This window comes from Pseudonocardia sp. UM4_GMWB1, from assembly GCF_017312155.1.
In the GTDB taxonomy this organism is placed as follows: domain Bacteria; phylum Actinomycetota; class Actinomycetes; order Mycobacteriales; family Pseudonocardiaceae; genus Pseudonocardia; species Pseudonocardia alni.
Genome location: NZ_QJPN01000001.1, coordinates 1,813,066 through 1,839,303, shown reverse-complemented (window position 1 = coordinate 1,839,303; position 26,238 = coordinate 1,813,066). Strand labels below are relative to the sequence as shown.

Annotated in this window: 21 protein-coding genes and 1 pseudogene; 13 read left to right on the top strand and 9 right to left on the bottom strand. The window is 74.9% G+C overall.

Features of this window, described 5'->3' with window-relative positions; all coding sequences use genetic code 11:
* Positions 1 to 3: 3 nt before the first annotated feature.
* Genes DMP15_RS08910 through DMP15_RS08900 form a run of 3 tightly spaced genes read left to right on the top strand, consistent with a single transcriptional unit; the run spans position 4 to position 3,481 of the window.
* Positions 4 to 1,326: an MFS transporter gene (locus DMP15_RS08910; protein WP_237454191.1), complete on the top strand. Its 1,323-nt coding sequence runs from the start codon at positions 4 to 6 to the stop codon at positions 1,324 to 1,326.
* Positions 1,323 to 2,822: an AMP-binding protein gene (locus DMP15_RS08905; protein WP_337825607.1), complete on the top strand. Its 1,500-nt coding sequence runs from the start codon at positions 1,323 to 1,325 to the stop codon at positions 2,820 to 2,822. The genes DMP15_RS08910 and DMP15_RS08905 overlap by 4 nt, the downstream gene beginning before the upstream one ends.
* A 5-nt stretch (positions 2,823 to 2,827) precedes the next feature.
* Positions 2,828 to 3,481: an RraA family protein gene (locus DMP15_RS08900; RefSeq protein ID WP_237453574.1), complete on the top strand. Its 654-nt coding sequence runs from the start codon at positions 2,828 to 2,830 to the stop codon at positions 3,479 to 3,481.
* Positions 3,482 to 3,490: 9 nt separating this feature from the next.
* On the opposite strand, the gene DMP15_RS08895 is transcribed toward DMP15_RS08900, so the two are convergent.
* Genes DMP15_RS08895 through DMP15_RS08880 form a run of 4 tightly spaced genes read right to left on the bottom strand, consistent with a single transcriptional unit; the run spans position 3,491 to position 5,786 of the window.
* Positions 3,491 to 3,643: a hypothetical protein gene (locus tag DMP15_RS08895; RefSeq protein WP_157818307.1), complete on the bottom strand. Its 153-nt coding sequence runs from the start codon at positions 3,641 to 3,643 to the stop codon at positions 3,491 to 3,493.
* Positions 3,644 to 3,700: 57 nt separating this feature from the next.
* Entirely contained in the window at positions 3,701 to 4,441 is a 741-nt protein-coding gene (locus DMP15_RS08890; RefSeq protein WP_208623135.1) for an HAD-IIA family hydrolase, read from the bottom strand.
* Between the two features lie 46 nt (positions 4,442 to 4,487).
* Positions 4,488 to 5,303 (bottom strand): Fpg/Nei family DNA glycosylase, encoded by an 816-nt coding sequence (locus tag DMP15_RS08885; RefSeq protein ID WP_100878489.1) that lies wholly within the window; start codon positions 5,301 to 5,303, stop codon positions 4,488 to 4,490.
* A 12-nt stretch (positions 5,304 to 5,315) separates the two neighbouring features.
* Positions 5,316 to 5,786 carry a ribose-5-phosphate isomerase gene (locus DMP15_RS08880; RefSeq protein WP_073575573.1) on the bottom strand — a complete coding sequence of 157 codons (471 nt, stop codon included), beginning with the start codon at positions 5,784 to 5,786 and terminating at the stop codon, positions 5,316 to 5,318.
* A gap of 18 nt (positions 5,787 to 5,804) precedes the next feature.
* On the opposite strand from DMP15_RS08880, the gene DMP15_RS08875 reads away from it, so the two are divergent.
* The 3 genes from DMP15_RS08875 (at position 5,805) to DMP15_RS08865 (ending at position 10,409) form a co-directional block, all read left to right on the top strand.
* A complete protein-coding gene (locus DMP15_RS08875) occupies positions 5,805 to 6,479 on the top strand; it encodes a DUF429 domain-containing protein (RefSeq protein WP_073575572.1) in 675 nt (224 codons plus the stop codon).
* 16 nt (positions 6,480 to 6,495) lie between these two features.
* Complete coding sequence (locus DMP15_RS08870) at positions 6,496 to 7,350, top strand: MBL fold metallo-hydrolase (RefSeq protein ID WP_073575571.1); 855 nt, start codon at positions 6,496 to 6,498, stop codon at positions 7,348 to 7,350.
* A 473-nt stretch (positions 7,351 to 7,823) separates the two neighbouring features.
* On the top strand, positions 7,824 to 10,409 hold the full coding sequence (locus tag DMP15_RS08865) for a carboxylate--amine ligase/circularly permuted type 2 ATP-grasp protein (protein WP_100878490.1): 2,586 nt from the start codon (positions 7,824 to 7,826) through the stop codon (positions 10,407 to 10,409).
* 7 nt (positions 10,410 to 10,416) lie between these two features.
* On the opposite strand, the gene DMP15_RS08860 is transcribed toward DMP15_RS08865, so the two are convergent.
* The 4 genes and pseudogenes from DMP15_RS08860 to DMP15_RS08845 all read right to left on the bottom strand — a co-directional run bounded on the left by DMP15_RS08860 (position 10,417) and on the right by DMP15_RS08845 (position 15,294).
* On the bottom strand, positions 10,417 to 11,589 hold the full coding sequence (locus DMP15_RS08860) for an ROK family protein (protein WP_179762038.1): 1,173 nt from the start codon (positions 11,587 to 11,589) through the stop codon (positions 10,417 to 10,419).
* 4 nt (positions 11,590 to 11,593) lie between these two features.
* Entirely contained in the window at positions 11,594 to 12,763 is a 1,170-nt protein-coding gene (gene xylA / locus DMP15_RS08855; RefSeq protein ID WP_073575597.1) for a xylose isomerase, read from the bottom strand.
* A gap of 111 nt (positions 12,764 to 12,874) precedes the next feature.
* A pseudogene (locus DMP15_RS08850) lies at positions 12,875 to 14,203 on the bottom strand (GH1 family beta-glucosidase); the annotation flags it as partial.
* The gene (locus DMP15_RS08845) at positions 14,200 to 15,294 is read right to left on the bottom strand and encodes an ABC transporter ATP-binding protein (protein WP_161152673.1); all 1,095 of its coding nucleotides are present in this window, start codon (positions 15,292 to 15,294) and stop codon (positions 14,200 to 14,202) included. The gene DMP15_RS08845 and the pseudogene DMP15_RS08850, both read right to left, overlap by 4 nt.
* A gap of 117 nt (positions 15,295 to 15,411) precedes the next feature.
* Here DMP15_RS08845 and DMP15_RS08840 point away from each other — a divergent pair, with 117 nt between their 5' ends.
* On the top strand, positions 15,412 to 16,521 hold the full coding sequence (locus DMP15_RS08840; RefSeq protein WP_337825606.1) for an ROK family transcriptional regulator: 1,110 nt from the start codon (positions 15,412 to 15,414) through the stop codon (positions 16,519 to 16,521).
* Positions 16,522 to 16,535: 14 nt separating this feature from the next.
* Here DMP15_RS08840 and DMP15_RS08835 read toward each other — a convergent pair whose 3' ends face one another.
* Positions 16,536 to 17,549, bottom strand: a complete 1,014-nt coding sequence (locus tag DMP15_RS08835; RefSeq protein ID WP_337825605.1) for a LacI family DNA-binding transcriptional regulator — start codon at positions 17,547 to 17,549, stop codon at positions 16,536 to 16,538.
* Between the two features lie 136 nt (positions 17,550 to 17,685).
* On the opposite strand from DMP15_RS08835, the gene DMP15_RS08830 reads away from it, so the two are divergent.
* The 6 genes from DMP15_RS08830 to DMP15_RS08805 all read left to right on the top strand — a co-directional run bounded on the left by DMP15_RS08830 (position 17,686) and on the right by DMP15_RS08805 (position 26,237).
* Positions 17,686 to 19,005 carry an extracellular solute-binding protein gene (locus tag DMP15_RS08830; protein ID WP_337825604.1) on the top strand — a complete coding sequence of 440 codons (1,320 nt, stop codon included), beginning with the start codon at positions 17,686 to 17,688 and terminating at the stop codon, positions 19,003 to 19,005.
* Entirely contained in the window at positions 19,002 to 19,898 is an 897-nt protein-coding gene (locus tag DMP15_RS08825; RefSeq protein WP_337825603.1) for a carbohydrate ABC transporter permease, read from the top strand. The genes DMP15_RS08830 and DMP15_RS08825 overlap by 4 nt, the downstream gene beginning before the upstream one ends.
* Positions 19,899 to 19,903: 5 nt before the next feature.
* Positions 19,904 to 20,803 carry a carbohydrate ABC transporter permease gene (locus DMP15_RS08820; RefSeq protein ID WP_161151540.1) on the top strand — a complete coding sequence of 300 codons (900 nt, stop codon included), beginning with the start codon at positions 19,904 to 19,906 and terminating at the stop codon, positions 20,801 to 20,803.
* Positions 20,804 to 20,831: 28 nt separating this feature from the next.
* Entirely contained in the window at positions 20,832 to 23,177 is a 2,346-nt protein-coding gene (locus tag DMP15_RS08815; protein WP_337825602.1) for a glycoside hydrolase family 3 N-terminal domain-containing protein, read from the top strand.
* A 278-nt stretch (positions 23,178 to 23,455) separates the two neighbouring features.
* Positions 23,456 to 25,315: a S9 family peptidase gene (locus DMP15_RS08810; protein WP_337825601.1), complete on the top strand. Its 1,860-nt coding sequence runs from the start codon at positions 23,456 to 23,458 to the stop codon at positions 25,313 to 25,315.
* Positions 25,308 to 26,237: an alpha/beta hydrolase gene (locus tag DMP15_RS08805; RefSeq protein WP_100878499.1), complete on the top strand. Its 930-nt coding sequence runs from the start codon at positions 25,308 to 25,310 to the stop codon at positions 26,235 to 26,237. The genes DMP15_RS08810 and DMP15_RS08805 overlap by 8 nt, the downstream gene beginning before the upstream one ends.
* Position 26,238 lies beyond the last annotated feature (1 nt).

Genomic DNA, 26,238 nt, shown 5'->3' with positions numbered 1-26,238 from the left:
GGGTTGAGCACGAGCACACCGTCGATGCGCCGCAAGGCGGGGATCGCCTCGTTCGTCGGCACCACCATCGAGTGGTACGACTTCTACATCTACGGCACCGCCGCCGCGCTGGTGCTGGGGCCGCTGTTCTTCCCGAACGCCTCCCCCGCCGCCGGTGTGCTGGCCTCGTTCGCCACGTTCTGGGTCGGGTTCCTCGCCCGGCCGATCGGCGGGATCGTCTTCGGCCACCTCGGTGACCGGCTCGGCCGCAAGACCGCGCTGGTCGCGACGCTGCTGCTGATGGGCGTCTCGACGCTCGCGATCGGGCTGCTGCCCGTCCACGACGACATCGGCGTCCTCGCCCCGGTGCTGCTGGTCGTGGCCCGGCTCGTACAGGGGCTCGCCGTCGGCGGGGAGTGGGGCGGCGCGGTGCTGATCGCCTCGGAGCACGCGTCGAAGAACCGCCGGATCCTCTACGGCGCCTTCGCCCAGCAGGGCAGTCCGGCGGGGCAGATGCTCGCCACCGGCTCGTTCGCGCTCGTCGCGATGCTGCCGGAGGACGCCTTCCTGTCCTGGGGCTGGCGCGTGCCGTTCCTCGTGTCGGCGGCGCTGGTCGTCGTCGGGCTGGTGATCCGGCTGCGGATCGAGGAGAGCCCGGCGCTGGTCGCGATGCGGTCGCGCGGCACGACGGCGCGGTTCCCGCTCGCGGAGCTGCTGCGGGAGCGGACGATGCTGGTGGTCGTCTCGGTGGGAGCGTGCGCACTGGTGGCCGCGGCCGCGTACTTCAAGAACACGTTCGCGCTGTCCTGGGCGGTCAACGACCTCGGCTTCGACCGCCAGGTGTTCCTCAACGTCGTGCTGATCAGCTCGACCGTGCAGTTCTTCACCCAGCCGCTCGGGGCGTTCATGGCGACCTGGTGGAACCCGCGGAAGGTCGTCACCGCGCTGCTGCTGATCGAGCTGCCGCTGTTCCCGGTGATGTTCTGGCTGATCTCCACCGGCAGCTTCGGGCTGGCCGCGCTCGGCATGGCGCTCGCGACGCTGCCGCACACGATGTACTACGCGATCCTCGCCGGGATGCTGGCCGAGGCGTTCCCCGCGCGGATGCGCTACACCGCGATCTCGCTGTCCTACGCGCTGGCGGGCACGCTGTTCGGCGGCACCGCCCCGCTCGTCGGGCAGTCGCTGCTGGCCGCGACCGGGTCGATCGTGCCCGTCGTGGGGTACTCGCTGGTGATCGTGCTCGTCTCGCTGCTGGCGGCCCGGTACGTGCTGGCCCGCGGACCGGTCCCCGACGACGAGCGTCTCGACGCCGCCGTCACCGGCACCACCGGGAGGACCGCATGACCGCACGACTCCGCGAGCCCCGCTTCCCCGAGCCCGAGGTGCCCGCCGGCGCGACCGCGCTCGCCGCCCGGCTGCGGGCGCTCGTCGCCGCCGACCCGGACCGCCCGCTGGTCACCGAGGACACCGCGGACGGCCCCGGTGTGGTGCGCACCCGCGCGGAGTTCGACGCCCGCACCAACCGTCTGGCCAGGGCGTTCGCCGACCGCGGGGTGCGGCGCGGGGACCTGGTGTCGATCGCGCTGCCGAACAGCGCCGCGCACCTCGAGAGCTCGGTCGCGGCGTGGAAGGTCGGCGCGGTGCCGCAGCCGCTGTCGGCCCGGCTGCCCGCCGCCGAGCGCGACGCGGTGCTCGCCGTCGCCGCGCCGGCGCTCGTCGTCGACACCCCGGTCGACGCCGGCTCCTACGACGACGGCCCGCTCCCCGACGTCGTCGGGCCCAGCTGGAAGGCCCCCACCTCGGGCGGGTCGACCGGTACCCCGAAGGTGATCGTCGCCGGTCAGGCCGCCTGCGTCGAACAGGTCCTGGCCCGCGCCGACGGGCTGCGCATCGACCGCGACGGCGTCTTCGGCTGCACCGCGCCGCTGCACCACAACGCGCCCTTCATGTTCACGCTGATGGCGTTGCTCCAGGGCCACCACGTCGTGCTCATGGGCCGGTTCGACGCCGCCCGCGCACTCGCGATGATCCCCGCGTACGGCGTCACCTGGCTCTACGCGGTGCCGACCATGATGAGCCGGATGCTGCGCCTGCCCGACGCCGACTGGGCCGCCTGCGACACCGGGAGCCTGCGGACCGTGCTGCACGTCGGCGCGCCCTGCCCGCCGGAGGTCAAGCGCGGCTGGATCGACCGGGTCGGCGCGGAGACGGTGTTCGAGATCTACTCCGGCACCGAGTCGCAGGCCGGCACCGCGATCGACGGCCACGACTGGCTGGCCCACCCGGGGTCGGTCGGGCGGGTCACCCGCGGCGAGATCACCGTCCGCGACGACGACGGCCGTGAGCTCGGCCCCGGTGTCACCGGTGAGATCTGGATGCGGTCGGGCGGGGCGCCGACGTACCACTACCTGGGCGCCTCCGCCCACGAGCGCGACGGCTGGGAGTCGCTCGGCGACATGGGCTCACTGGACGCCGACGGCTACCTGTACCTGGCCGACCGGCGCTCGGACATGATCCTCGTCGGCGGCGCGAACGTGTACCCGGCGGAGGTCGAGGCGGCGCTGACCGCGCATCCCGGGGTACGGGACGCCGTCGTCGTCGGGCTGCCGGATTCCGACTACGGGCACGTCGTGCACGCCGTCGTACAGGCCGAACCGGGCATCGAGAACGATCTTCGCGAGTTCCTCGACGGGCGTCTGAGCAGGGCGAAACAGCCACGGAGCATCGACGTCGTCGACCACCCGCTGCGCGACGACGCCGGGAAGGTGCGCCGCTCGGAGATCGCCGCGCGCGCCGCGGACGCTCGACGGCGCGCAACGGCGGACGGTGCGACAGGATGACGTCCATGACCGACCTCCTGGACCGTCTGCGCGAGCTGCAGGTGTCCGCCATCTGCGACGCCGACAAGTCGCTCCCCGTGGTGGACCCCGCGATCCGGGCCCTGGTGCCGGACGTGTCGATGGCCGGGCCCGCGGTGACGGTGTCCTGTGTGGACGACCACCTGCCGATGTTCGCTGCGCTGTCCGCGGCCCGCCCCGGCTCGGTGCTCGTGGTCGCCGGAGGGGGTGGTCACCGCGCCGTGTCCGGTGAGCTGTTCGCGACCGAGGCGAAGCGGCGCGGGCTGGCCGGGATCGTCGTCGACGGGCTGGTCCGCGACGTCCGCGGGCTGCGCGGGATCGGACTGCCGGTGTTCGCCCGCGGGACCTGCCCGGCCTCGGGCAGCACGAGCGACCCGGGCACCGTCGACGAGATGGTGTCGTTCGGCGGGCTCGTCGTGAGCCCGGGCGACCTGGTGTGCGGCGACGACGACGGCCTGCTGATCGCCGCGCCGGACCGGCTCGCCGAGGTCGTCGACGCCGCCGAGGGCATCGAGGCCGCCGAGCGCGCGCTGGTCTCGGCCATGCGCAACGGCCACGACCTGCACTCGCTGACCACGGTCGTCGAGCACGTCGCGGCGCTGCGCCGGGGCGAGCCCAGCGCACTGGGGTTCAAGGTCTGAGCGGGCCGCTCAGGCCGCGACCGAGTCCCAGCTGAACTCCTCGGTCATCGAGCCGGGGCAGTCCGGGCACGGGACGGCGACGCCCGCCGTCTCGTCACCGGGGAGCTCGGCCTCCGCGCCGCAGCCGGCGCACCGCTGCCAGGACACCAGTTCTCCGTACATGTGTTCGAGGGTGAACCACATCGGTGTAGTTCGCAACCCCGCAGGTCCGGGGGCGGATCAGACGTCGTCGATCAGGTCCGCGACCGAGGAGACGACCCGCGTCGGGCGGAACGGGAACCGGTCGATCTCGTGCTCCCTGGTGATGCCCGAGAGCACCAGCACCGTGCGCATCCCGGCCTCCAGTCCGGCCAGGATGTCGGTGTCCATCCGGTCGCCGATCATGACCGTGGACTCCGAGTGCGCGCCGAGCCGGTTGAGCGCGGCCCGCATCATCAGCGGGTTCGGCTTGCCGACGAAGTACGGGTCGACCCCGGTGGCCTTGGAGATCATCGCGGCGACCGAGCCGGTCGCGGGGAGGATGCCCTCCGGGGACGGGCCGGTCGCGTCGGGGTTGGTGGCGACGAACCGGGAACCCTGCTCGACCAGGCGCATCGCGGTCGCGATCGAGGAGAAGCTGTAGGTGCGGGTCTCGCCGAGCACGACGTAGTCGGGGTTGCGGTCGGTGATGACGTAGCCGATGTCGTGCAGCGCGGTGGTCAGCCCGGCCTCGCCGATCACGTAGGCGCTGCCCTGCGGGCGCTGCTCGCCGAGGAACGCGGCGGTGGCGAGCGCGGAGGTCCAGATCGACTCCTCCGGCACGTCGAGGCCGGTGGCCTGCAACCGGTAGCGCAGGTCGCGGGGGGTGTGGATGCTGTTGTTGGTCAGGACCAGGAACGGCACGCCCTTGTCCCGCAGCCGCGACAGCAGCGTGTCCGCACCCGGGACGATGCTGCCCTCGCGGACGAGGACGCCGTCCATGTCGGTCATCCAGCACTCGATCGGCTTCTGCTCCACGGGTCCGACCCTAGACCCGCGACGGTTGGCAGGCCGGGCACCAGAACAGGTTGCGGTTCTGGTGCTCGGCGTGCCGTACCGGCGTGCCGCAGACGAGGCAGTCCATCCCGGTGCGGCGGTAGACGTAGACCTCGCCGCCGTGCCGGTCCTTCCGTCCGGCCTGCCCGCGCCGGCGCGGGTCGTGCTCGGGACGCACGGTGTCGATACGGCCGGTCCGCACGCCGTCGCGCATGAGCACGACGAGGTCGGCCCACATCGCGTCCCACGTCTCCCGGTCCAGCGACCGGCCCGGGAGCTGCGGGTCCAGGCCGTGCCGGAACAGCACCTCGGCGCGGTAGACGTTCCCGACGCCGGCGAGCACCTTCTGGTCCATCAGCAGCGTCGCGAGCGGGCTGCGCGAGGCCGAGATGCGGGCCCAGACCGTGTCCGGGTCGGCGTCGGGACGCAGCGGGTCCGCACCCAGCCGGGCCCTCAGGGCGCGGGCCTCGGCCGAGGTGAGGAGCTCACAGGCGGTCGGGCCGCGCAGGTCCGCGTAGTGGGTCTGCCCGACCAGGCGCATCCGCAGCTGCCCGACCGGTTCCGGCGCGGGCAGCGGCTGTTCGACGAACGTGCCGTACAGCCCGAGGTGGACGTGCACGACGCGGTCGCGGCCGTAGCGGTGGAACAGGTGCTTGCCGTGGGCCTCGGCCCCGGTCATCACCTCACCGTCGAGCAGCGCCGCAGAGGCTCCGAAACGGCCCTGCGGGCTGGACACGCCGACCGGCCGGCGCACGAACAGCTTCCGGTGCAGCCGCGCCAGCCGGTGCAGCGTGTGTCCCTCGGGCATCCCGGCTCCGGGTCAGGACGCGGGGAGCTCGATCTCGCCGGTCCGCTCGTAGTCGAGGACCTGGTCGATGCGCCGCTGGTGGCGCGCGTCGCCGGAGAACGGGGTGGCCAGGAAGGCGTCGACGATCGCGACGACCTCGTCGAAGCTGTGCTGCCGCGCGCCGACACCGATGATCTGGGCGTCGTTGTGCTCGCGGGCGAGCGTCGCGGTGGCCTCGTTCCACGCCAGCGCGGCGCGGATGCCCTGCACCTTGTTGGCGGCGATCTGCTCGCCGTTGCCGGACCCGCCCAGCACGATGCCGAGGGACTCCGGGTCCTCGACCACGCGCCGCGCGGTCTCGATGCACCAGGCGGGGTAGTCGTCGAGGGCGTCGTAGGTCGGAGCCCCGACGTCGATCGCCTCGATCCCCTGCTCGGTCAGGTACTCGACGAGCTTGCCCTTGACCTCGAAACCGGCGTGGTCACTGCCCAGGTAGACGCGCACGGGGCACGATCCTCCCCCATGCGGATCAGCGGCGTGGACGGGGTCCCGGGTGGCTGGGTGGTGTGCGTGCTCTCCGGCAGCGGACGGACACGTGAGGTGACGTGGACGGTGGTCCCCGACGCGGCGTCGGTACTCGCCGCGACGGCCGGGTGCGACGCCGTCGGGATCGACATCCCGCTGTCGGTCCCGGCCGGTGCGCAGCGCCGCGAGGCCGAGATCCTCGCGTCGGCGCGGCTGGGCCGGGCGCGGTCCTCCCTGTTCCCGACCCCGCCCGCCCCGGTGCTCGACGCAGGCTCCTACGACGAGGCCTGCGCCGCCGCCCAGGCCGTCACGGGGAAGAAGATCAGCCTGCAGACCTGGTACATCGTCGGGAAGATCCGCGAGTTCCAGCAGGTGCGGCTGCCGTCGTCGGTGGTCGAGGCGCACCCGGAGCTGACGTTCCGCACCATGGCACCGTCGCGTGCGTTCGCGGCGAAGAAGACCGCGCGCGGGGCGGGCCAGCGGGTCGCGGCGCTGTCGGAGTGGGTCCCCTCCGCCGCGTCGCTCGGTGACCTGCCCACCGCCGCCCGGCTCGACGACGTCCTCGACGCGCTGGCCTGCGCCTGGACCGCGGAACGCGTGGCCCACGGGACCGCGGAGCTGCTCGGCCCGGGAACCGACGCCCTGGGCCGGTCCACCGCGATCGCGGTCTGAGCGCGAGGATCACCGGATGGACGGGCAGCGGTCGGGCGGGCAGCGGTCGGACGGGCGCTGGCTCGAGCTCGCCGACGGGGTACTCGCCCGCCGGCACCACGAGCTCGACCTGACCACCGGTCTCGTGCTCGGCACGTCCGCCGCCCTGGTCATCGACACCCGCGGCGACACCGCCCAGGGCGCCGAGCTCGCCACCGCGGTGCGCGCGGTGACCGCCCTGCCGGCCGTCGTGGCCCTCACCCACGCCCACTTCGACCACTGCTTCGGCACCGCCGCGTTCCCGGGCGCCCCGGTGTACGCCCAGGCCGGCTGCGCGGGTGCACTGCTGGCGACGGCCGCCGCCCAGCGCGCCCACTGGTCCCGGCACTACCGTGACGCCGGGAGCGCCGGGAGCTCCGGGGGATCCGGCAGCTCCGCCGCCGCGACGGCCGACGCGCTCGCCGCCACCGTCCCGGTCCTCCCCGACCGCCCGGTCTGCCCCCGCCCGGCCTCCGTGCACACGCTCGACCTGGGCGGACGCGTCGTGCAGCTCGTGCACCCCGGCCCCGCGCACACCGGACACGACCTGGCGGTGCACGTCCCGGACGCGGGCGTGCTCTTCGCCGGGGACCTGCTGGAGAACGGGGCACCGCCGTCGTTCGGGCCGGACTCCTACCGCCGCGACTGGGCGGCCGCCGTGGGGCTGCTGCTCGACGTCGCCGCAGCCCCCGCCGCCACCGGGACACGGGTGTTCGTCCCGGGGCACGGCGATCCCCTGTCGCCCGACGAGGCAGCGGCACAGCACGCGGACCTGCTGCGGATCGCCCGGGCGGCCGAGGCCTCCGCCGCCGTGGTCCCGGGTGCTCTCCCGGAGAACTCGCTCGACCGGTAGGCGATTCCACGCGCCGACCGTCTGCCGACCACCGCGTGTCGGCCGTGCAGGCCGAGCCGTGAGCCGGTGTACCCCGATATCGGGGTGGGCACGGTTCGCTCTACGAATCCGCTTACCCGGTAAGCGAGTTCACGGATCCTCTGCCCGCGGCAGCGGTGATCGGCCGCAGTGGTCGGCACACGTCACCCGTCCGGTCGAGCCCGCCGTGATGGGGCCGCGCCGGTGCCGGACCGCGGTGGGGCGCCCATCGGCGTGGCGAGGTTCGACGAAGCTGCGGGCCCGCGCGCGGCGGCCGGCGGACATGGGCGGCTCCGTGGGGTCGGCGGATCCGGAGACGCTGGAGAGAACAGCCGGTGGGAACTGGTCCGGACAGACGTCCGGATACCGCCGTACGGACCACCGGACGGAGTGGCGTCGGGCGCGATCGCCGCGGGACACACGGACGTAACAGCGGACACCTAGCGTCACCGGCCGTGGGGAACGTGCCGCTGGTGGGGGTCGAGGAGGAGTTCCACGTGGTCGGCCTGGCCGACCGCCGGGCCGCGCCCGACGCGGAACGGTTGCTGGAGCACCTGGACGGGGCGGAGTTCTTCCCCGAGCTGCAACGGTCGCTGGTCGAGACCAACTCGCCCGCGACGCCGTCGCTGGACGAGCTGCGCACCCACGTGCGACGCCTGCGTACCCGGCTGCGCGAGGCGGCCGAACCGCTGGGGCTGGGTGTGGTCGCGGCCGGGACGGTGCCGCTGGTCGACCTGTCCGGCGACGACATCTCCGCCGGAGCCCGGTACGAGCGGATGCAGCACGAGTACCAGATGCTGGTGCGCGAGCAGCACATCTGCGGGGTGCAGGTGCACGTCGACGTCCCCGACCGCGACACCGCCGTGCAGGTCTCGCGCCGGGTCTCCCCCGCCCTGCCGACCCTGCTCGCCATCACCGCCAGCTCGCCGTACTGGCGCGGCCACGACACCGGCTACGCCAGCTACCGCAGCATGATCTGGCAGCGCTGGCCCACCGCCGGGCCGCCCGGCGACGTCACCACCGCCGCCGAGTACGACACGATGATCGACGAGCTCATCGCGTCCGGGACGATCAGCGACGCCGGGATGCTCTACTTCGACGTCCGACCCAGCGCACACCTGCCGACCGTCGAGCTGCGGCTGTGCGACGCCTGTCCCGACGTCGACGACGTCGTGCTGGTCGCGGGTCTGTTCCGCGCGCTGGTCGGGCGGGCCCGCGCCGACACCGAGGCGGGCAGGCCGCTGCCCCGCGCCCGGTACGAGCTGCTGCGTGCGGCCGGTTGGCGGGCCGCGCGGTCCGGGCTGGAGGGCGACCTCGTCGAGATCGGCCGGGCCCCTGCCGGTCCCCCGACACTGAGCTCCCCGTCGGTGCAGCTGCGCGCGCTGGTGGAGGACCTGCGGCCGTGGCTGGAGGAGGTCGGCGACCACGAGCAGGTCGCCGAGCTGGCCGAGGGCGTCCTGGCCCGCGGATCGGGCGCGGCGGCGCAACGGCGCGCGTTCGGGCGTCGCGGGTCGCTGACCGACGTGGTCGACGAGCTGCTGGCCCGCACCCACGGCGAGCGGCCGCCGTCGGCACCGGCGGAGACCGTGCCGTCCGCGCCGGAGCTGCTGGACGGCTACGTCCCACCCCGCTACGACGAGGCCGTCGACGCGACCGGCGCCGTCCGGCCCGGCTACGGCTGGCTGTTCCGCTCGCTGGAGCGGCTCGGCCCGCGCGGGCTGGCCGCGGCGGAGAACGCGCTGCGCACCGAGCAGCGCGCCCGCGGGGTGACCTTCCCGGTCCCCGGCGTCGAGCCCGGCCACGACGGCGAGCGGCTGTTCCCGCTGGACCTGGTGCCGCGGATCATCGAGCGCCACGACTGGGCGCACCTCGCGTCCGGGCTGGAGCAGCGGATCCGGGCGCTGGAGTGCTTCGTGCGCGACGTCTACGGCCGGCGCGAGATCGTGCGCGACCGGGTCGTCCCGGCCTCGGTGGTCGAGCAGGCCCCCGGCCGCACCCGCTCGGGCGCGCTGGTGCCGCCGGACGCGGTGCGGATCGCCGTCGGCGGCATCGACCTGGTCCGCGACGACGCCGACGGCTGGGTCGTGCTGGAGGACAACCTGCGCGTCCCGTCGGGCATCGGGTTCTCGATGATGAGCCGGCGCCTGATCCGCAGCGTGCTGCCCGACCTGGAGTCGCCCTCGGAGGTGCGCCACCTCGACGACGTGCCGGACCGGCTGCGGGCGGCGCTCGCGGCCGGCGACCCCGACGGACCCGACGGGGAGGCCGCGCTGCTGACCGCGGGCGAGGTGGACCCGGCGTTCTTCGAGCACCGGCTGCTCGCCGAGGCCATGGACGTCCCGCTGGTGACCCCGGCCCGGCTGCAGGTCACCGACGGCGCGCTGTTCCTCGTCGGCGGTGGGCGGCGGCGCCGGATCACCACCCTCTACCGTCGGATGGACGAGAACGAGCTCGCGATCGCCCGCGGCGCCGACCACCGCCCGCTCGGCCGCGCGCTGTGGGCGGCGATGGCCCGCGGGCGGGTGGCGCTGCGCAACGCGCCCGGCAACGGCGTCGCCGACGACAAGCTCGTCTACGCCTACGTGCCGGAGATGATCCGCTACTACCTCGGCGAGAAGCCGGTGCTGGCCTCGGTGCCGACGCTGCCCTGCGTCGACCCGCTCGCCCGTGAGCAGGTCCTGGACCGGCTCGACCGGCTGGTACTCAAGCCCGTCGACGGCTACGGCGGCGCCGGGATCGTGATCGGCCCGCACGCCGGGCGCGCCGAGCTGGACCGGATGGCCGCGGCGATCCGGGACACCCCGGCCGGCTGGGTCGCCCAGGACCTCGTCGGGATCTCCACCCATCCCACCTTCACCGACGGCGCCCTCCGGCCCCAGGCCGTCGACCTGCGGGTCTTCGCGGTGCAGTCCCCCGGCGCCGGCGGGGTGCCCGAGGTCGACGTGCTGCCCGCGGCGCTGTCGCGGGTCGCCCCGCCCGGCGGGATGATCGTGAACTCCTCGCGCGGCGGCGGGGCGAAGGACACCTGGGTGCTGGCCTGAGCCGGGCTCAGCCGGCGAGCAGCAGGTCCGGCTCGCCCAGCACCCGGTCGGCCACGGCGCGGGCGGTCCCGGTGACGGTGGCCGCCCGGCCGTGCGGGGACACGAGCACGGCGACGTCCGGCCCGGTCGCGACCCCGCGGCGCACCAGCTCCGCGTGCACCGCGGGGACCAGCCAGGTGCCCAGCTCGGCGTAGCTGCCACCGAGGACGACGGTGCCGACGTCGACGACGTGGAGTACCGACGTCAGCGCCGTACCCAGCGCGGCACCGGCCCGGGCCAGCGCCCCCGTCGCGGCCGGGTCCCCCGCGCGGGCGGCGGTCCGCAGCGCCGCGACGTCGGCGGCGCCCGCGTCGCCGAGCAGGGCGGGCAGGCCCGCGTAGACCTCGACGCAGCCGGTGCCGCCGCAGCCGCAGAGCCGCCCGGCGCGCTCGATCACGACGTGCCCGATCTCCCCGGCGACGCCGCGGGCACCGGGCAGCACCCGCCCGTCGACGACGATCCCGCCACCGATCCCCACGTCGGCGGAGACGTAGACGAAGTCGTCGGCCTGCCCCAGGTGCGCGAGCGCCCCGAGCGAGGCCTCGTTGCCGACGAGCAGCGGCACCTCACCGAGCGCACCGGCGTGCTCGGCGGGGCGGCAGCCGTCGAGCCGGGGCAGGTTCGGGGCCCGCAGCAGTACCGCCGCGCCGTCCGAGCCGCGCACCGGTCCGGGGACGGCGATCCCGGCCCCGGCGACCGTTCGGCCGGTGCGCGCGGCCAGGTTCGCCGCGGTCCGCGCGGCCCGCCCGAACACCGCATCCGGGTCGAGGCCGCGGTGGTCGCGGCGCCGGCGCGACCGGTGCACCACCTGCCCGTCCAGACCGGTGACCAGCGCGTCGACGCCGTCGACCTCGACCGACACGGCCAGCACGACCGGCCCGCTGCCGGCGAACACCAGGGGGGTGCCGGGCCGGCCGACCCGGCTGCGGTCGGGCTCGCCCTCCGCGAGCACGCCCGCGGCGACCAGCGGGTCCAGCAGCCCCGCGACGGTGCCGCGGGTCAGCCCGGTCGCCGCGGCGAGCGTCGCCCGCGACGACGGCGCCGCCCGCAGCGCCCCCAGCAGCAGGCCGAGGTTGTGCCGGCGCACCGCCGGTGGGCGCGCGGGCGGGGCCTGCGGGCGGGGAGCCGGTCGGTCGTGCACGGGGTCATCGTGCTCCGGCGAGGTGTTCCAGTGCCAGCTGGTGGAGCCGGACGAAGCCGTACCCGCGACGGCCCAGCGCGTCCGGGTCGACGGTGTCCAGCGCCGGGTCGGCGAACAGGTCCGCCGCGGTCTCCCCGGCCCCCAGCGTCGGCTCGGACAGTGCGGGCACCCCGGCCTCGGCGAGCGCGGCGACGACCTCGGGGTCGGCCCGGAACGCGGCCGCCCGCTCGCGCAGCAGCAGGTAGGTGCGCATGTTCGCGGCGGCGCTGTCCCACACCCCGCGCCGGTCCTCGGTGCGCGCCGGCTTGTAGTCGAAGTGCCGTGGCCCGTCGTAGCCCGCGGTCTCGAGCAGGTCGACCAGCGAGAACGCGTTCAGCAGGTCACCGTGGCCGAACACCAGGTCCTGGTCGTACTTGATGCCGCGCTGGCCGTTCAGGTCGATGTGGAACAGCTTCCCGGCCCACAGTGCCTGGGCGACGCCGTGGGTCATGTTGAGCCCGGCCATCTGCTCGTGCCCGACCTCGGGGTTGACGCCCACGAGCTCGGGGTGGGCGAGGCGCTCGACGAAGGCCAGCGCGTGCCCGACGGTGGGCAGCAGGATGTCCCCGCGGGGCTCGTTGGGCTTCGGCTCGATCGCGAACCGGATGTCGTACCCCTGCTCCAGGACGTGCCCGCAGAGCAGGTCCATGGCCTCCCGGTAACGGTCCAGGGCGGCGCGGACGTCCTTGGCGGAGTCGAACTCCGAACCCTCCCGTCCACCCCACAGCACGAAGGTGCGGGCACCGAGCTCGGCGGCCAGCTCGACGTTGTGCAGCACCTTGCGCAGCGCGAGGCGCCGCACGGTCCGGTCGTTGGAGGTGAACCCGCCGTCCTTGAACACCGGGTGCGAGAACAGGTTCGTGGTGATCATCGGAACGGTCATGCCGGTCGCCTCGCACGCCTTCCGCAGCCGTGCGATCTGCCGGTCCCGGTGGGCCGGGTCCGGCGCGAAGCCGAACAGGTCGTCGTCGTGGAAGGTGAGACCCCAGGCGCCGCGCGCGGCGAGCTCCTCGACGGCCTCGACGACGTCGAGCTCGGGGCGGGTGGGCGAGCCGAACGGGTCGGCCGCGGTCCAGCCGACGGTCCACAGTCCGAAGGAGAACCGGTCGGCGGGGGTGGGGGCGGGAACGGACATGGGCTGGGACTCCTGGGACGGGGGTGCGGGACGGTCCGGCAGCGAGCCGGTGGACAGGACGCCGGCGTAGAACCGGGCGCTGAGCTTGGGGGTGCGGGCGTGGGTCACCGGGTCCACGGCGACGATGCCGAAGCGCATCGCGTAGCCGCGGGCCCACTCGAAGTTGTCGAGCAGTGACCAGACGTAGTAGCCGCGGACCGGTAGGCCGTCGGCCGCGGCCCGGGCGGTCTCGGCGAGGTGGTCGTGCAGGTAGGCGACGCGGTCGTGGTCCTGCACCGCGCCGTCGGCGGCGGGGACGTCGGGATAGGCGGCGCCGTTCTCGGTGACCACCAGGTCCAGGCCGGGATGCTCGGCGGCGAGCCGGCGCAGCAACGCGCCCAGGCCCCGGGCGTCGACCCCCCAGCCCATGTCGGTGAGCGGACCGGCGGGCCGCGGGAACTCGACGTCCTCGCAGGCGACCCACGGGGTGGCGGCACCGTCGCCGTGCCCGTCGGCGGTCTCCTTCGGCCGCTCGCGCGTCCAGTGCCGCACGACGGTCGGCGTGTAGTAGTTGACCCCCAGCACGTCCGGCGGGGCGTGCACCAGCCGCTCGTCGCCGGGCAGGACGAACGACCAGTCGGTGACCCCGGCGGTGTCGGCGAGGACGTCGGCCGGGTAGCCGCCGTCGAGCATCGGCCCGGTGAACAGGCGGTTCTGCAGACCGTCGACCCGGCGGGCGGCGTCGCGGTCGGCGTCGGACCCGGTCTGCGGCAGCACCCAGGCCAGGTTGAGGCTGACGGCGATCCGGGCGCCGGGGAGCAGCTCCCGGATCGCCGTGGTGGCGAGCCCGTGGGCGAGGTTGAGGTGGTGCACCACGGCCAGTGCCGCGGCGGGCTCGGTACGACCGGGTGCGTGCACCCCGGCCGCGTAGCCGAGGAAGGCGCTGCACCACGGCTCGTTGAGCGTCGTGAACAGCTCCACCCGGTCACCCAGCGCGGCGGCGACGACGGCCGCGTACTCGGCGAACCGGTACGCCGTCGCCCGTGCCGCCCAGCCACCGGCGTCCTCCAGGGCCTGGGGCAGGTCCCAGTGGTAGAGCGTGAGCACCGGGGCGATCCCCGCGGCCCGCAGCGCGTCGACCAGCTCCGAGTAGAAGGCGAGCCCCTGGGCCGACACGGGTCCGAGGCCGTCCGGTCCGACCTGCGGGGTCACCCGGTTCCAGCTGACGGAGAAGCGGTAGGACTGCAGGCCCAGCTCGCGCATGAGCGCCACGTCCTCGTGGACCCGGTGGTAGTGGTCGGCCGCGACATCGCCGGTCTCGCCGTCCGCGGTCCGACCGGGGGTGTGGGCGAAGGTGTCCCAGATGCTGGGGGTGCGTCCGCCCTCGGCGACCGCCCCTTCGATCTGATAAGCGGCGGTGGCGGCGCCGAGCACGAGCCCCTCGGGCAGATACGTGGTCATCCGCCGAGCCGCCGGCCGCTCGCCGGGTCGAACGCGTGCACCGTGCGGCCCTCACGGGCCGCGACCCGGAGCCGGGAACCGACGGCCGGTCCCGCCCCGCCGTCGAGCCGGACGACGAACCGCTGCGCGTCGGCACCGACCCGCCCGTGCACGAAGGTGTCCGACCCCAGCTCCTCGGCGAGCTCGACGGTGAGCTCGAGGGCGGGCTCGGCGTCGTCGGCCGGGCGCAGACCCTCCGGACGGACCCCGAGCAGGACCTCGGACAGCCCGGCCCCCGCCGCGTCGGCCAGCACGTCCCGCGGCAGCGCGACGGCGGCCCCGGCCAGGTCGGCACCACCGGGGGTGAGCACCGCGGTGCGCAGGTTCATCGCGGGCGAGCCGATGAACCCGGCGACGAAGGCGGTCGCGGGCCGCTCGTAGAGCTCGCGAGGCGCGGCGCACTGCTCCAGCAGACCGTCGCGCAGCACCGCGACGCGGTGCCCCATCGTCATGGCCTCGACCTGGTCGTGGGTGACGTAGACGGTCGTGGTGCCGAGCCGCTGCTGCAGGGCGGCGATGTGCGCACGGGTCTCCACCCGCAGCTTGGCGTCCAGGTTGGACAGCGGTTCGTCCATGAGGAACACCGCGGGCTCGCGGACGATGGCGCGGCCCATCGCGACACGCTGGCGCTGGCCACCGGAGAGCGCCTTCGGCCTGCGGTCGAGGTAGGGCGTGAGGTCGAGCAGCTCGGCGGCCGCACGGACCCGCCGGGTGAGCTCGCTCTTCCCGACCTTCTGCAGCCGCAGGGCGAAGCCCATGTTCTCCGCGACGGTCATGTGCGGGTAGAGCGCGTAGTTCTGGAACACCATCGCGATGTCGCGTTCCTTGGGCGCGACGCCGGACACCTCGCGGCCCCCGATCTCGATGCCGCCCTCGTCGACGTCCTCCAGCCCGGCGAGCATCCGCAGTGCCGTCGACTTGCCGGACCCGGACGGGCCGACGAGCACCAGGAACTCCCCGTCGGCGATGTCCAGGTCGAGCCGGTCGACCGCGCGCACCGGGGGCGGCCCCGGATAGACACGGGACGCGGCCCGGTAGGCGACCTCGGCCATGATCGTCGTCCTCTCGCTGGGAACCGGCTCCGCTGCCGGCCCCTCCGACCCTGGCCCACGAACAACCACATGCCTAGAGTTTGTTCGTCTTCCATACGAACTAACACCGGAGCATGCATGGACGCGAGCAGCCGGATCGCCGCCGGTGACCTGCGGCGACACCACCTGGGCCTGGTGCTGGGCGAGGTCGTCCACGGGTCCGCGATCAGCCGCGCCGGCATCGCCGCGGCGACCGGACTGACCCGGTCGACGGTCTCCGGGCTCATCGCGGAGCTGCTCGCCGGCGGCCTCGTCCGCGACATCGGCGCCGGCCCGGGCGGCACCTCGGGACGCCCCGGCCGCCGTCTGGTCCCCGACCCGGCCGGACCGGTCGGCATCGCCCTGCAGATCGAGGAGGACGGCGTCGGCGGTTGCCTGGTCGACCTGGCCGGCCGGGCCGGGGCCCGCCGATGGCACCCGGCCGCGATCACCGGGACCCCGCCGCAGCGGGCCGCCGGCGCCCTGGCACCGGTCCTGCGTGAGCTCCTGCTCGCCGCAGCCGGCGGGGACCGGCCCGCTGCCGGGATCGTGCTGGCGGTGCCCGGTGTCGTGTCCGGCTCCGCCGCCACCACGGCGGTGACCTCTCCGGCGCTGGGCTGGGACGCGGCCGCGATCGGCACGCTGGTCGCGGCCGAGGCCGAGCAGCTCGGAGCGGGCGGGATCGCACTGGCGGTCCGCTGCGGCGCCGCACTGGCCGCGGAGGCCGAACCGGACACCGGACCGCCGGGCACGACGACGGTGCACATCGGCGGGCGCAGCGAGATCGGCGTGACCCTGGTGCGCGACCGGCGGTCCCAGGGCCGCGCCGCGACCCGGTTCGGGCACCTCGTCGCCCGCCCGGGCGGCACCGCGTGCCCGTGCGGCCGGCGCGGCTGTCTGGCCGTCGAGACCCGACCCGAGGTGCAGTCCGACCCGCGCCGATCGGGCAGGCTGCTCGGGCGCGTCCTCGCCGGGTTCACCGCCCCCAGCGACCCGGACCGCGTGGTGCTGGGCGGCCGGTTCGCCGCCGCCGGACCGGCGTTCGTCGCCGCCGTGACAGCCGAGCTGCACCGGCACGGCATCCCGGCGGACCGGGTCGTCCCGTCCGTGCTCGGCGCCGACGCGGCCCTGCGCGGCGCCGGACGGGCCGCGCTGGCCCCGGTGATCGCCGACCCGTGGGCCTGGATCACCGGCGACCCGGCACCGTGACGCGACGGCGCGGCTCAGCCGCCGGGGACGGCCGTACTGGCACGGACGACGAGCTCGGTGGCCAGCTCCAGGCGGGCCGCGGCTCCGGTGACGTCGGCCCGCGGCTCGTCCAGTGCCAGCCGCACGGACTCCCCCGCCATCCGGGCCAGCGGCTGGCGCACCGTGGTGAGCGGGGGGCTCAGGTACTCGCAGACGGTGATGTCGTCGAACCCCACCACCGACAGGTCCTCCGGCACCCGCAGGCCACGACGGTCGGCCTCCTGGTACACCCCGACCGCCTGCATGTCCGACCCGGCGAAGACGGCGGTGGGCGGGTCGCGCAGGTCCAGCAGGGCCGCGGCCCCGGCCCGCCCGCCCCCGACGAGGAAGTCCCCGTGGCGCACGAGCTCCTCGTGGGCCTCCACGCCCGCGCGCCGCAGCGCCGCCCGGTAGCCGTCCACCCGCTGCTGGCTGGAGCTCAGCCGTGGCGGCCCGGAGACGATGCCGATCCGCCGGTGCCCCAGCGCCACCAGGTGTTCGGTCGCGGCCAGCCCGCCGGCCCAGTTGGTCGCCCCGACCGTGGGGAACGAGGGCGGGGCGTCACCCACCGGGTCCAGCAGGACCACCGGCGCCTCGAGGGCGGCCAGCCGGTCGGAGGTCTCCGGGTCACGGTCGCCGACGACCACCACGACACCGTCGCTGCCCCGCCCGGCGATCCGGTCGAGCCAGGCCCGCGAGCCGGGGTCGTCGTAGCCGGTGGTGTTGAGCACGACCTGCCGGTCGGTGCGCCGGGCCTCGGCCTCGGCGCCCCGCAGCACCTCCATCGCCCAGAACGAGTCGAGGCGGTCGACGACCACGTCGACCAGCCCGGTCCGGCGTCGCGACGCCCCGCCGCGACGGCGGTAGCCGCTCTCGGCGACGACCTGCTGCACCAGCTCGCGGGTGGACCGGGCGACGTCGGCCCGCCCGTTGAGGACCTTCGAGACGGTCGGGACCGAGACACCCGCCTGTTCGGCGACCTCGGCGATCGTCACACGGCTGCGTTTCACGCCCGCACCTTATCGAAAGTTTCAAAGATCGTCGTCGACACATCGCACCTTGACGGCCCCGTACGAGCGCTCTAACTTGCGTTCATCGCGTTCGCAAGTCTCGGAAACTTTCGATCGACTGCTCAAGGGAGAGCCCATGTCGACCTGGTCACGCGTCCGCCGGACCGTCCTCGCGGCGGCACTCGCCACCGGCCTCGCCGCCGTCGCCGCCTGCGGGGGTACCGCCGGTCCACAGGCCGGCGGCGGGGCCGGCCAACTCACCCTCTGGACCCTGCAGAACGAGGGCATCAACTCCGTCCAGCAGGCCGCCGTGGACCGCTTCAACGACACCGGTGGCCCGCAGATCGACCTGACCACCTACCTCAACGACCCCTACAAGTCCGCCCTGCAGACCGCCATCGGTTCCCCGAACGGACCGGACGTCTTCTACAACTGGGGCGGGGGCAACCTGAAGGGCTACGCCGACGCCGGGCAGGCCGCCGACCTGACCGCCGCGCTCGACGCCCGGCCGGAGGTGAAGCAGGCCTTCCTCCCGCAGGTGCTGGAGACCGGCACGATCGACGGCAAGGTCTACGGCATCCCCATGCAGGGCGTGCAGCCGCTGTCGTTCTTCTACAACAAGGACGTGTTCGCGCAGGCGGGCATCACCGAGTTCCCGACCACCTGGCAGGGCTTCCTCGACACCGTCGACCGGCTCAAGGCCGCCGGGGTGCAGCCGATCGCGCTCGCCGGGGCCCAGTCGTGGACCGAGATGATGTACCCGGAGTACCTGCTCGACCGGGTCGGCGGCTCGGAGAAGTTCCAGGCCATCGCCGACGGCAAGCCCGGCGCCTGGCGTGACCCGGCCGTGGTGCAGGCGATGACGATGGTCCAGGACCTGGTGGACCGCGGTGCGTTCGGCACCAACTTCACCGCCGTCGACTACGACAACCAGGCCTCGCAGGCGCTGCTGACGAGCGGTCGCGCGGCGATGGAGCTGATGGGGTCCTGGCAGGTCACCAGCCTCAACGACAACTTCCCCGACTTCCTGGAGCAGAGCAAGCTCGGCTGGGCGCCGTTCCCGGCCGTCGAGGGCGGCGCGGGCGACCCCAGCACCGTGATCGGCAACCCGTCGAACTACTACTCGGTCAGCGCGCGGTCGGCCGACGTCCCGGCGGCGACCGACTTCCTGCTCACGCAGATGACCGACCCGCAGTACGTGCAGGGCATGCTGGAGAAGGGGCAGGTCCCCGCCCTGACCGGGATCGAGCAGCAGGTCGCCTCGGCCGGGCCGTTCGCGGACTTCAACACCTACACCTACGACCAGACGAAGAACGCCGCGACGTTCGTCCAGTCCTGGGACCAGGCGCTGCCCGCCGCCGAGGCGCAGACCATGCTGACCAACCTCTCCAAGGTCTTCACCAAGGAGCTGACGCCGCAGCAGTTCGCCGAGGCGATGGACAGCGCAGGCCGATGAGCACCACGTCGGTGACCGGGTCGGGGCGGCCCGGGTTCGTCTGGGCCGCCCCCGCCCTGGCCTTCTTCGCGCTCTTCGCGCTGCTGCCGATGCTCGCCGTCGTCGTCCTCAGCTTCACCGCCTACGACGGCCTGTCCGCGCCGCGGTGGACCGGGCTCGACAACTGGGTCCGGCTCGGGTCGGACCCGCTGTTCACCGAGTCGCTGCAGCTGTCGTTCGTCCTGACCGGGGTCTCCTGGGTGGCGCAGACCGCCGTCGCGCTGCCGCTGGGGGTCTGGCTCGCCGGCCGCGGCCGGTCGCGGGCCGTGCTGGCGGCGCTGTTCTTCGTGCCGCTGCTGATGTCCAGCGCCGCCATCGCGGTGCTGTGGGGCACCCTGTTCGACCCCAACTTCGGCCTGGCGTCGGTGCTCGGTCCGCTGGTCGGCATCGACGACGGCAACATCATCGGCAGCAACCGGTACGCCTTCGCCGCGGTGATCGCGGTGATCGCCTGGCAGTACATGCCGTTCCACACCCTGCTCTACCAGGCCGCGGCCCGGGCGATCCCGGCGCAGCTCTACGAAGCGGCCCTGATCGACGGTGCCGGACGCTGGCGGACCTTCGTCTCGATCACCGTCCCGCAGCTGCGGGACACGATCATCACCTCCGGCGTGCTGATCGTGGTCGGCTCGATGACGACGTTCGAGGTCGTGCTGATCCTGACCGGCGGCGGGCCCGGCACCGCCTCCCGGATCCTCCCGCTGCACATGTACCTGGAGGGGTTCCGCAGCTTCGACATGGGTTATGCGAGCGCGCTGGCCGTCGTGCTGCTGGTGCTGGGCACCACGCTCTCGCTGGTGATCGCCCGGGTGACCGGCTATCGCCGGATGACCAGCCAACGGGAGGGGATGTGAGCACGATGTCCGCCACCACCACCGGTCCCGCGCCCGGGCGGGACGTACCCCCCGCGCCCGCGGGCCCGCCGCGGCCGGGCCGGGTCCGCCGCGCCCGTCCGAACCTCGTGGGGGGCCTCGGGGCGGGCGTCTGGTTCGTCGTGGTCGCCGTCCCGCTGTACTTCCTGCTCGTCACCAGTTTCCGGGCGTCGTCGGACTACCTCTCCGACGGACCGCTCGCGGTGCCGTCGGGCCTGACGACCGACAACTACCTCGAGGTGCTGTCCTCGAACTTCCCGCGCTACTTCCTCAACAACGTCCTGGTCGCGGCGGCCTGCGTCGCGATCGTGCTCGTCCTGGCCCTGCCCGCGGCGTACGCGATCGTCCGCAGCCGCAGCCGCTGGGTCGCCCGCGGCTTCACCGTCCTGCTGCTCGGGCTCGCCGTGCCCGCCCAGGCCGTGATCGTCCCGCTGTACCTGATGGTCACCCAGCTGCGGCTCTACGACACCCTGCTCGCGATCATCCTGCCGACGGCGGCGTTCGCCCTGCCGCTCGCCGTGGTCGTGCTGTCCTCGAGCCTGCGCGACATCCCGGGCGAGCTGTTCGAGGCCGCGGTGCTCGACGGGGCGGGCCCCGGACGGGTGCTGGTGTCGCTCGTGCTGCCGCTGGCCCGCCCCGGGCTCGCGACGATCGGCATCTTCACCGCGTTGCAGGCGTGGAACGGGTTCCTGTTCCCGCTGGTCCTGACCCAGGACGCCTCGGTGCGCGTGCTGACGCTGGGGCTGTGGGACTTCCAGGGCCAGTACGGCACGAACGTCCCGCTCATCACCGCCGCGGTGCTGCTCTCGCTGCTGCCGTTGCTCGTCGTCTACCTGCTCGGGCGCCGCTTCCTGCTCGCCGGCCTCACCGCCGGCGCCGGCCGCTGAGCCCCCTCCCGTCCTGTGAAAGGCCCTCATGAGCACGGATCTGTCCCCGTCCACGACCACCGGTTCCGACCCGCGCCCCGCCGCCCTGCTCGCCAGGATGACCCTGGAGGAGAAGCTCGCCCAGCTCGTCGGGCTGTGGGAGGGGCGTGACCACGCCGCCGACACCGACACCGACGGCGACGTCGCGCCGATGCAGGACTCGATGCAGTCCGGCCACGCGGGCTTCGACTCCTTCGCCCGCGACGGCCTCGGCCAGCTCACCCGGGTGTTCGGCACCGCCCCGGTGGAGCCCGCCGACGGCCTGACCCACCTCGCCGACCGGCAGCGCAGGCTGGGCGCCGCGACCCGGCTGCGGATCCCGGCGCTGGTGCACGAGGAGTGCCTGACCGGGCTCGCCGCCTGGCGGGCGACGACGTTCCCGGCGCCACCGAGCTGGGGCGCGGCGTTCGACCCGGGCCTCGTCGAGGAGATGGCGGCCGCGATCGGGACGACGATGGCCGATCTCGGGGTGCACCAGGGCCTCGCCCCGGTGCTCGACGTCGTCCGCGACGCCCGCTGGGGCCGGGTCGAGGAGTGCATCGGGGAGGACCCCTACCTCGTCGGCACGATCGGCACGGCCTACGTGCGCGGGCTGCAGTCCGCCGGGGTCGTCGCGACGCTGAAGCACTTCGTCGGCTACTCCGCCTCGCAGTCCGGGCGCAACCTCGCCCCGGTGCACGCCGGGCCCCGTGAACTCGCCGACGTGCTGCTGCCGCCGTTCGAGATGGCGGTGCTCGACGGCGGTGCCGGCTCGGTCATGAACTCCTACGCCGAGGTCGACGGGCTCCCCGTGGCGGCCGACGCCGGACTGCTCACCGGGGTGCTGCGTGACCGGTGGGGATTCACGGGCACCGTGGTCGCCGACTACTTCTCCATCGCGTTCCTGCACACCCTGCACGGGACCGCGGGCGACCTCGGCGCCGCCGCGGAGCAGGCGCTGGTCGCGGGGATCGACGTGGAGCTGCCCACCGGCACCGCGTACCTGGAGCCGCTGGCCGAGCGGGTCCGCTCGGGCGGGCTGCCCGAGCACGTCGTCGACCGGGCCGTGCTGCGGGTGCTGGAGCAGAAGGCCCACCTCGGGCTGCTCGACGACGGCGCCGCGGCCCGCGCCGCGGAGCAGGCCACCGCACGCGCCGCGGCGCCGGTCGACCTCGACCCGCCGGAGCACCGGGCGATCGCCGCGCGGCTGGCGGAGCAGTCGGTCGTGCTGCTGCACGACGACGGCGTCCTGCCGCTCGCGCCCGGCACCCGCCGGATCGCCGTCCTCGGCCCGAACGCCGACGACCCGGCCGCGCTGATGGGCTGCTACAGCTTCGCCAACCACGTCCTGCCCCAGCACCCGGGCACGGAGCTCGGCCTGGACGTACCGACCGTGCTCGACGCCCTGCGCCGTGAGCGGCCGGACGCCGAGCTGGTCCACGTGCGGGGGTGCGACGTCGACACGTCCGACCGGTCGGGCTTCGACGCGGCGGTGCGGGCCGCGGCGGGCTCCGACCTGGCCGTCGTCGTGGCCGGTGACCGCGCCGGGCTGTTCGGCCGTGGCACCTCCGGCGAGGGCTGCGACACCGACACCCTGGAGCTGCCGGGGGTGCAGCGGGAGTTCGTCGAGGCCGTGCTGGACGGCGGCACACCGGTGGTGCTCGTGCTGCTGACCGGCCGTCCCTACGTGCTGGACTGGGCGCTGGCCCGGTGCGCGGCCGTGGTGCAGGCGTTCTTCCCCGGTCAGGAGGGCGCGGGCGCGGTGGCCGGCGTGCTGTCGGGCCGGATCAACCCGTCCGGGCGGCTCCCGGTGAGCCTGCCCCGGTCAGCGGGGGCGCAGCCGTACTCCTACCTGCACCCCCGGCTCGGCGCGGCGAGCCCGGTGACCGCGATCGACACCGCACCGGTACGGCCGTTCGGGTTCGGGCTGAGCTACACCCGGTTCAGCCACTCCGACCTGCGGATCGACCGGGCACGGGTACCCACCGACGGAGCATTCACCGTGACCTGCCGGGTCCGCAACGACGGTGACCGCGCGGGTGCCGACGTCGTCCAGCTCTACGGCACCGACACCGTCGCCTCGGTCACCCGGCCACAGCGCGCGCTGCTCGGGTACGCACGGGTCCCGCTCGAGCCCGGCGCCGCCGCCGACGTCGTGTTCGACGTGCCGGCCCGCCGGCTCGCGCTGCACGACCGCAGGATGTGCCACGTCGTCGAGCCGGGCGCCGTCCAGCTGTTCGTCGGTACCTCCTGCACCGACCCGGTGCTGCACGGCGCCGTCGAGCTGGTCGGCCCGGTGCACGAGGTCCGGGTCACCGACCGGCGGATCGTCGACGTCCGGGTCGTCCCCTGCTGATCGCGACGGTTGTCACCCCCCGGAAACGTGTCGGGTCTTGCGGCGGGACCACGATCCACGTGAGGTGGTCCCATGTGCGGCGTCGTGGGCGGTATCCGGATCGACGGCCACACCTCTGATGCGGGGCCGGTCCCGGACGCCGGGGCCACGCCGCCCGGCCGGTATCTTCTCGTTCCGGCCGGGCACCGGGGGCCGGGGCGCCACCCCGCCGGGGGCGTGCACCGGTGTCCCGTGCCCGCGTCCGCGGTCCGCAGCGGCACGAACGGGGGTGGTGACGGGTGAGGTCCGTGCGGGAGGGCACACCCGCCCCGGACACGGCGTCCGTGTCCTCCGCCGGGGCCGAACCCGGGCACCACTCGCCCGCGGTGTCCCCCGACGGCACCCGCATCGCCTGGATCTCCGACCGCACCGGGCGCCCGCGGGTGCACGTCGCGGCGCTGCCGGCGGACGGACCGGTCGACCCGGACGGGGCGCGGGTACTGGAGGCCCCCGGCCCGCACGCCGACGTGACCGCGCTGTCCTGGTCCCCCGACGGCAGCCGGATCGCGGTGCAGGTCGCCCCGTGCGGCGGCGACCGCACCCGGGTGGCGCTGCTGGACCCCGACGGCGGGCCCGCCGTCGGGATCGCGACCCACGCCACCGCCGTCGTGCTGGGCGCGTGGGCACCGAGCGGGCGGTCGCTGGGCGTCACCGTGCTATCCGACGCGACCCCGCGCGGCGCCGAACCGGGCGACGGCACCGCCTGCCTGGTCGACGTGCGCGACGGCTCCTCCACCGTGCTCGGGTCCGGGCAGTCGGCCGTCGTCCAGGCGGTGTCGGCCGACGGACGACGGGTCGTGCTGCGCACCGGCCGCCGCGGGGAGCGCGCCCTGGAGCTGGTCGACCTGCACCGCGGCACGCGGGACCGGGTGATCGGCGGGCCCGGCGGGGCGCTCACCGCGGCCGCCCGCTTCGGCAGCGCCCCCGGCACGCTCTGGGTGCACACCGACGCCGACCGCGAGCACACCGCGCTGCTCGCCGTCGCGCTCGGCCCCGCGGGCGAGCACCGCCTGTCCCCCGCCCGCCCGGTCGCCGTCCGGCCCGGCGCCGACCTGGAGGTCGTGGCGCTGGACCCGGGTGGTCCGCGGGCCGCGCTGGTGTGGAACGTCGGGGGGCGCAGCCAGGTCGAGATCGCCGACCTGCGTGGCGGCAGGCCGGAGCGGCTGCCCGCACCGTGCGACGTCGTCACCGGGGTGGCCTTCGCCCGCGACGGCGTGTCACTGCTGGTGGCGGGGCACGCGCCGGGGGTGGCGCCGTACGTGGTGCGGATGCCGCTCGACGCGCGCCCGGCCACACCGCTGCTCGGCGGCACCCCGGTGACGCCGCGGCCCCCGCGCCCGGAGGCGGTCGGCTTCCCGGCCGAGGACGGGCTGCGGCTGGCCGGATGGCTGCACCGGCCGTCGTCGCCGACGGGGGTGGGGTTCGTGTGGCTGCACGGCGGGCCCGAGTCCGAGGAGCGGCCCGGCTGGGCGCCGCTGCTGCACGGCCTGGTCGCCGCCGGGGTCACCGTGCTCACGCCGAACGTGCGCGGGTCGTCCGGTCGCGGGCGGGCCTTCGCCCGGCTCGACGACGGCCCGCTGCGGCCGGGCTCGATCGCCGACGTGCGGACCGCGACCCGGCTGCTGGCGGGGGTGCCCGACGTCGACCCGCGCCGGATCGTCGTCGGCGGCCGGTCCTACGGCGGGTTCCTCACCCTGGCCGCGCTGACCCGGTTCCCGGAGCTGTTCGCGGCCGGCGTCGACGTGTGCGGCATGTCCGACATGACCGCCTTCTACGCCGACTCCGAGCCGTGGATCAGCGGGCCCGCGACCACCGAGTACGGACACCCGCACCGGGACCGCGCGCTGCTGGAGGAGCTGTCCCCGCTGCGCGCGGCGGACCGCATCGCCGCACCGCTGCTGGTCGTGCACGGCGAGCACGACACGAACGTCCCGCTGGCGCAGGCACTCGCGATCCACGCGGCGCTGGCCGGGCGCGGTGCGCCGGTGGAGCTGCTGCGCATCCCCGACGAGGGCCACGAGGTGCACGACCGGCACACCCGGGCCGCGGCGAACGCCCGCATCGTGGAGTTCGTGACCGCGACGGTGGCCCGTGGCTGACCGGGCGCCCCGGCCCGGGTGGGCGGTCGCGGTGCGGGCGCTGGTCGGGATCGTGGCCGTGGTCGTCGTGGTGGGGATCGTCGTCGTCGCGGGCCCGGTGCTGCTGGCCGGGCACCCGGCCTACCCGGTGCTGCTCGCCGTCGTCGCCCTGGTGGGGCTGGTCCTGGTGGTGCGCTCGGGGCGCCCGGCGCGGCCCGGACGGCTGCGGACGACCGGGCGGGCCGCCGGTGCGGTGCTGCTGGTCGCGCTGGTCGCCGCCGTGCTGTGGCTGCGTCCCTACGCGGCCGACGAGACCGCGCTCGCCGCGACCACGCCGTCGGACCGGGTCGCGGTGGTGCACACCGCGACGACGTGGGAGCTGCGCCCGACCGCGCCGTCCGGCCGGGGCCTGGTGTTCGTCCCCGGGGCGCTGGTCGACCCGCGGGCCTACCTGGCGCTGCTGCGCCCGCTGGCCGAGCAGGGGGTGCGCGTGATCGTGACCGCGCCGCCGCTGGGCGTCGCACCGGCCGATCCGGGGGCCGTCGGCCGGGCGGTCGGCTCGGCGCCCGAGATCCGTACCTGGGCGGTCGGCGGGCACTCCCTCGGCGGCGTGGCGGCCGCGCGGGCGCTGGACGTGCCCGGGGTGCGTGGGCTGGTGCTGTGGGCGTCCTACCCGGCCGCCGACGTGTCGGGGGCGCCGGTCGCGGCCCTGTCGGTGTCCGGCTCCCGCGACGCGCTGGCCACACCGGACGCGATCGCGGACTCCTGGGCGCAGCTGCCCGCGGGGACCCGCTTCGTCGTCGTCGACGGAGGGGTGCACGCCTACTTCGGCGACTACGGCCCGCAGACCGGCGACGGCGAGGCGGGCGTGGACCGGGCGACCGCACAGCGGCAGATCGTCGCCGCGACCACGGACGTCGTGACGTCGCTGCGCCCCGACTGAC

Coding starts and splice junctions, on each gene's coding strand:
- DMP15_RS08905 (WP_337825607.1), top strand. CDS start 1,323: ATGACCGCACGACTCCGCGAGCCCCGCTTCCCCGAGCCCGAGGTGCCC.
- DMP15_RS08900 (WP_237453574.1), top strand. CDS start 2,828: ATGACCGACCTCCTGGACCGTCTGCGCGAGCTGCAGGTGTCCGCCATC.
- DMP15_RS08895 (WP_157818307.1), bottom strand. CDS start 3,643: ATGTACGGAGAACTGGTGTCCTGGCAGCGGTGCGCCGGCTGCGGCGCG.
- DMP15_RS08890 (WP_208623135.1), bottom strand. CDS start 4,441: ATGGACGGCGTCCTCGTCCGCGAGGGCAGCATCGTCCCGGGTGCGGAC.
- DMP15_RS08885 (WP_100878489.1), bottom strand. CDS start 5,303: ATGCCCGAGGGACACACGCTGCACCGGCTGGCGCGGCTGCACCGGAAG.
- DMP15_RS08875 (WP_073575572.1), top strand. CDS start 5,805: ATGCGGATCAGCGGCGTGGACGGGGTCCCGGGTGGCTGGGTGGTGTGC.
- DMP15_RS08870 (WP_073575571.1), top strand. CDS start 6,496: ATGGACGGGCAGCGGTCGGGCGGGCAGCGGTCGGACGGGCGCTGGCTC.
- xylA (WP_073575597.1), bottom strand. CDS start 12,763: ATGTCCGTTCCCGCCCCCACCCCCGCCGACCGGTTCTCCTTCGGACTG.
- DMP15_RS08845 (WP_161152673.1), bottom strand. CDS start 15,294: ATGGCCGAGGTCGCCTACCGGGCCGCGTCCCGTGTCTATCCGGGGCCG.
- DMP15_RS08840 (WP_337825606.1), top strand. CDS start 15,412: ATGGACGCGAGCAGCCGGATCGCCGCCGGTGACCTGCGGCGACACCAC.
- DMP15_RS08830 (WP_337825604.1), top strand. CDS start 17,686: ATGTCGACCTGGTCACGCGTCCGCCGGACCGTCCTCGCGGCGGCACTC.
- DMP15_RS08825 (WP_337825603.1), top strand. CDS start 19,002: ATGAGCACCACGTCGGTGACCGGGTCGGGGCGGCCCGGGTTCGTCTGG.
- DMP15_RS08820 (WP_161151540.1), top strand. CDS start 19,904: ATGTCCGCCACCACCACCGGTCCCGCGCCCGGGCGGGACGTACCCCCC.
- DMP15_RS08815 (WP_337825602.1), top strand. CDS start 20,832: ATGAGCACGGATCTGTCCCCGTCCACGACCACCGGTTCCGACCCGCGC.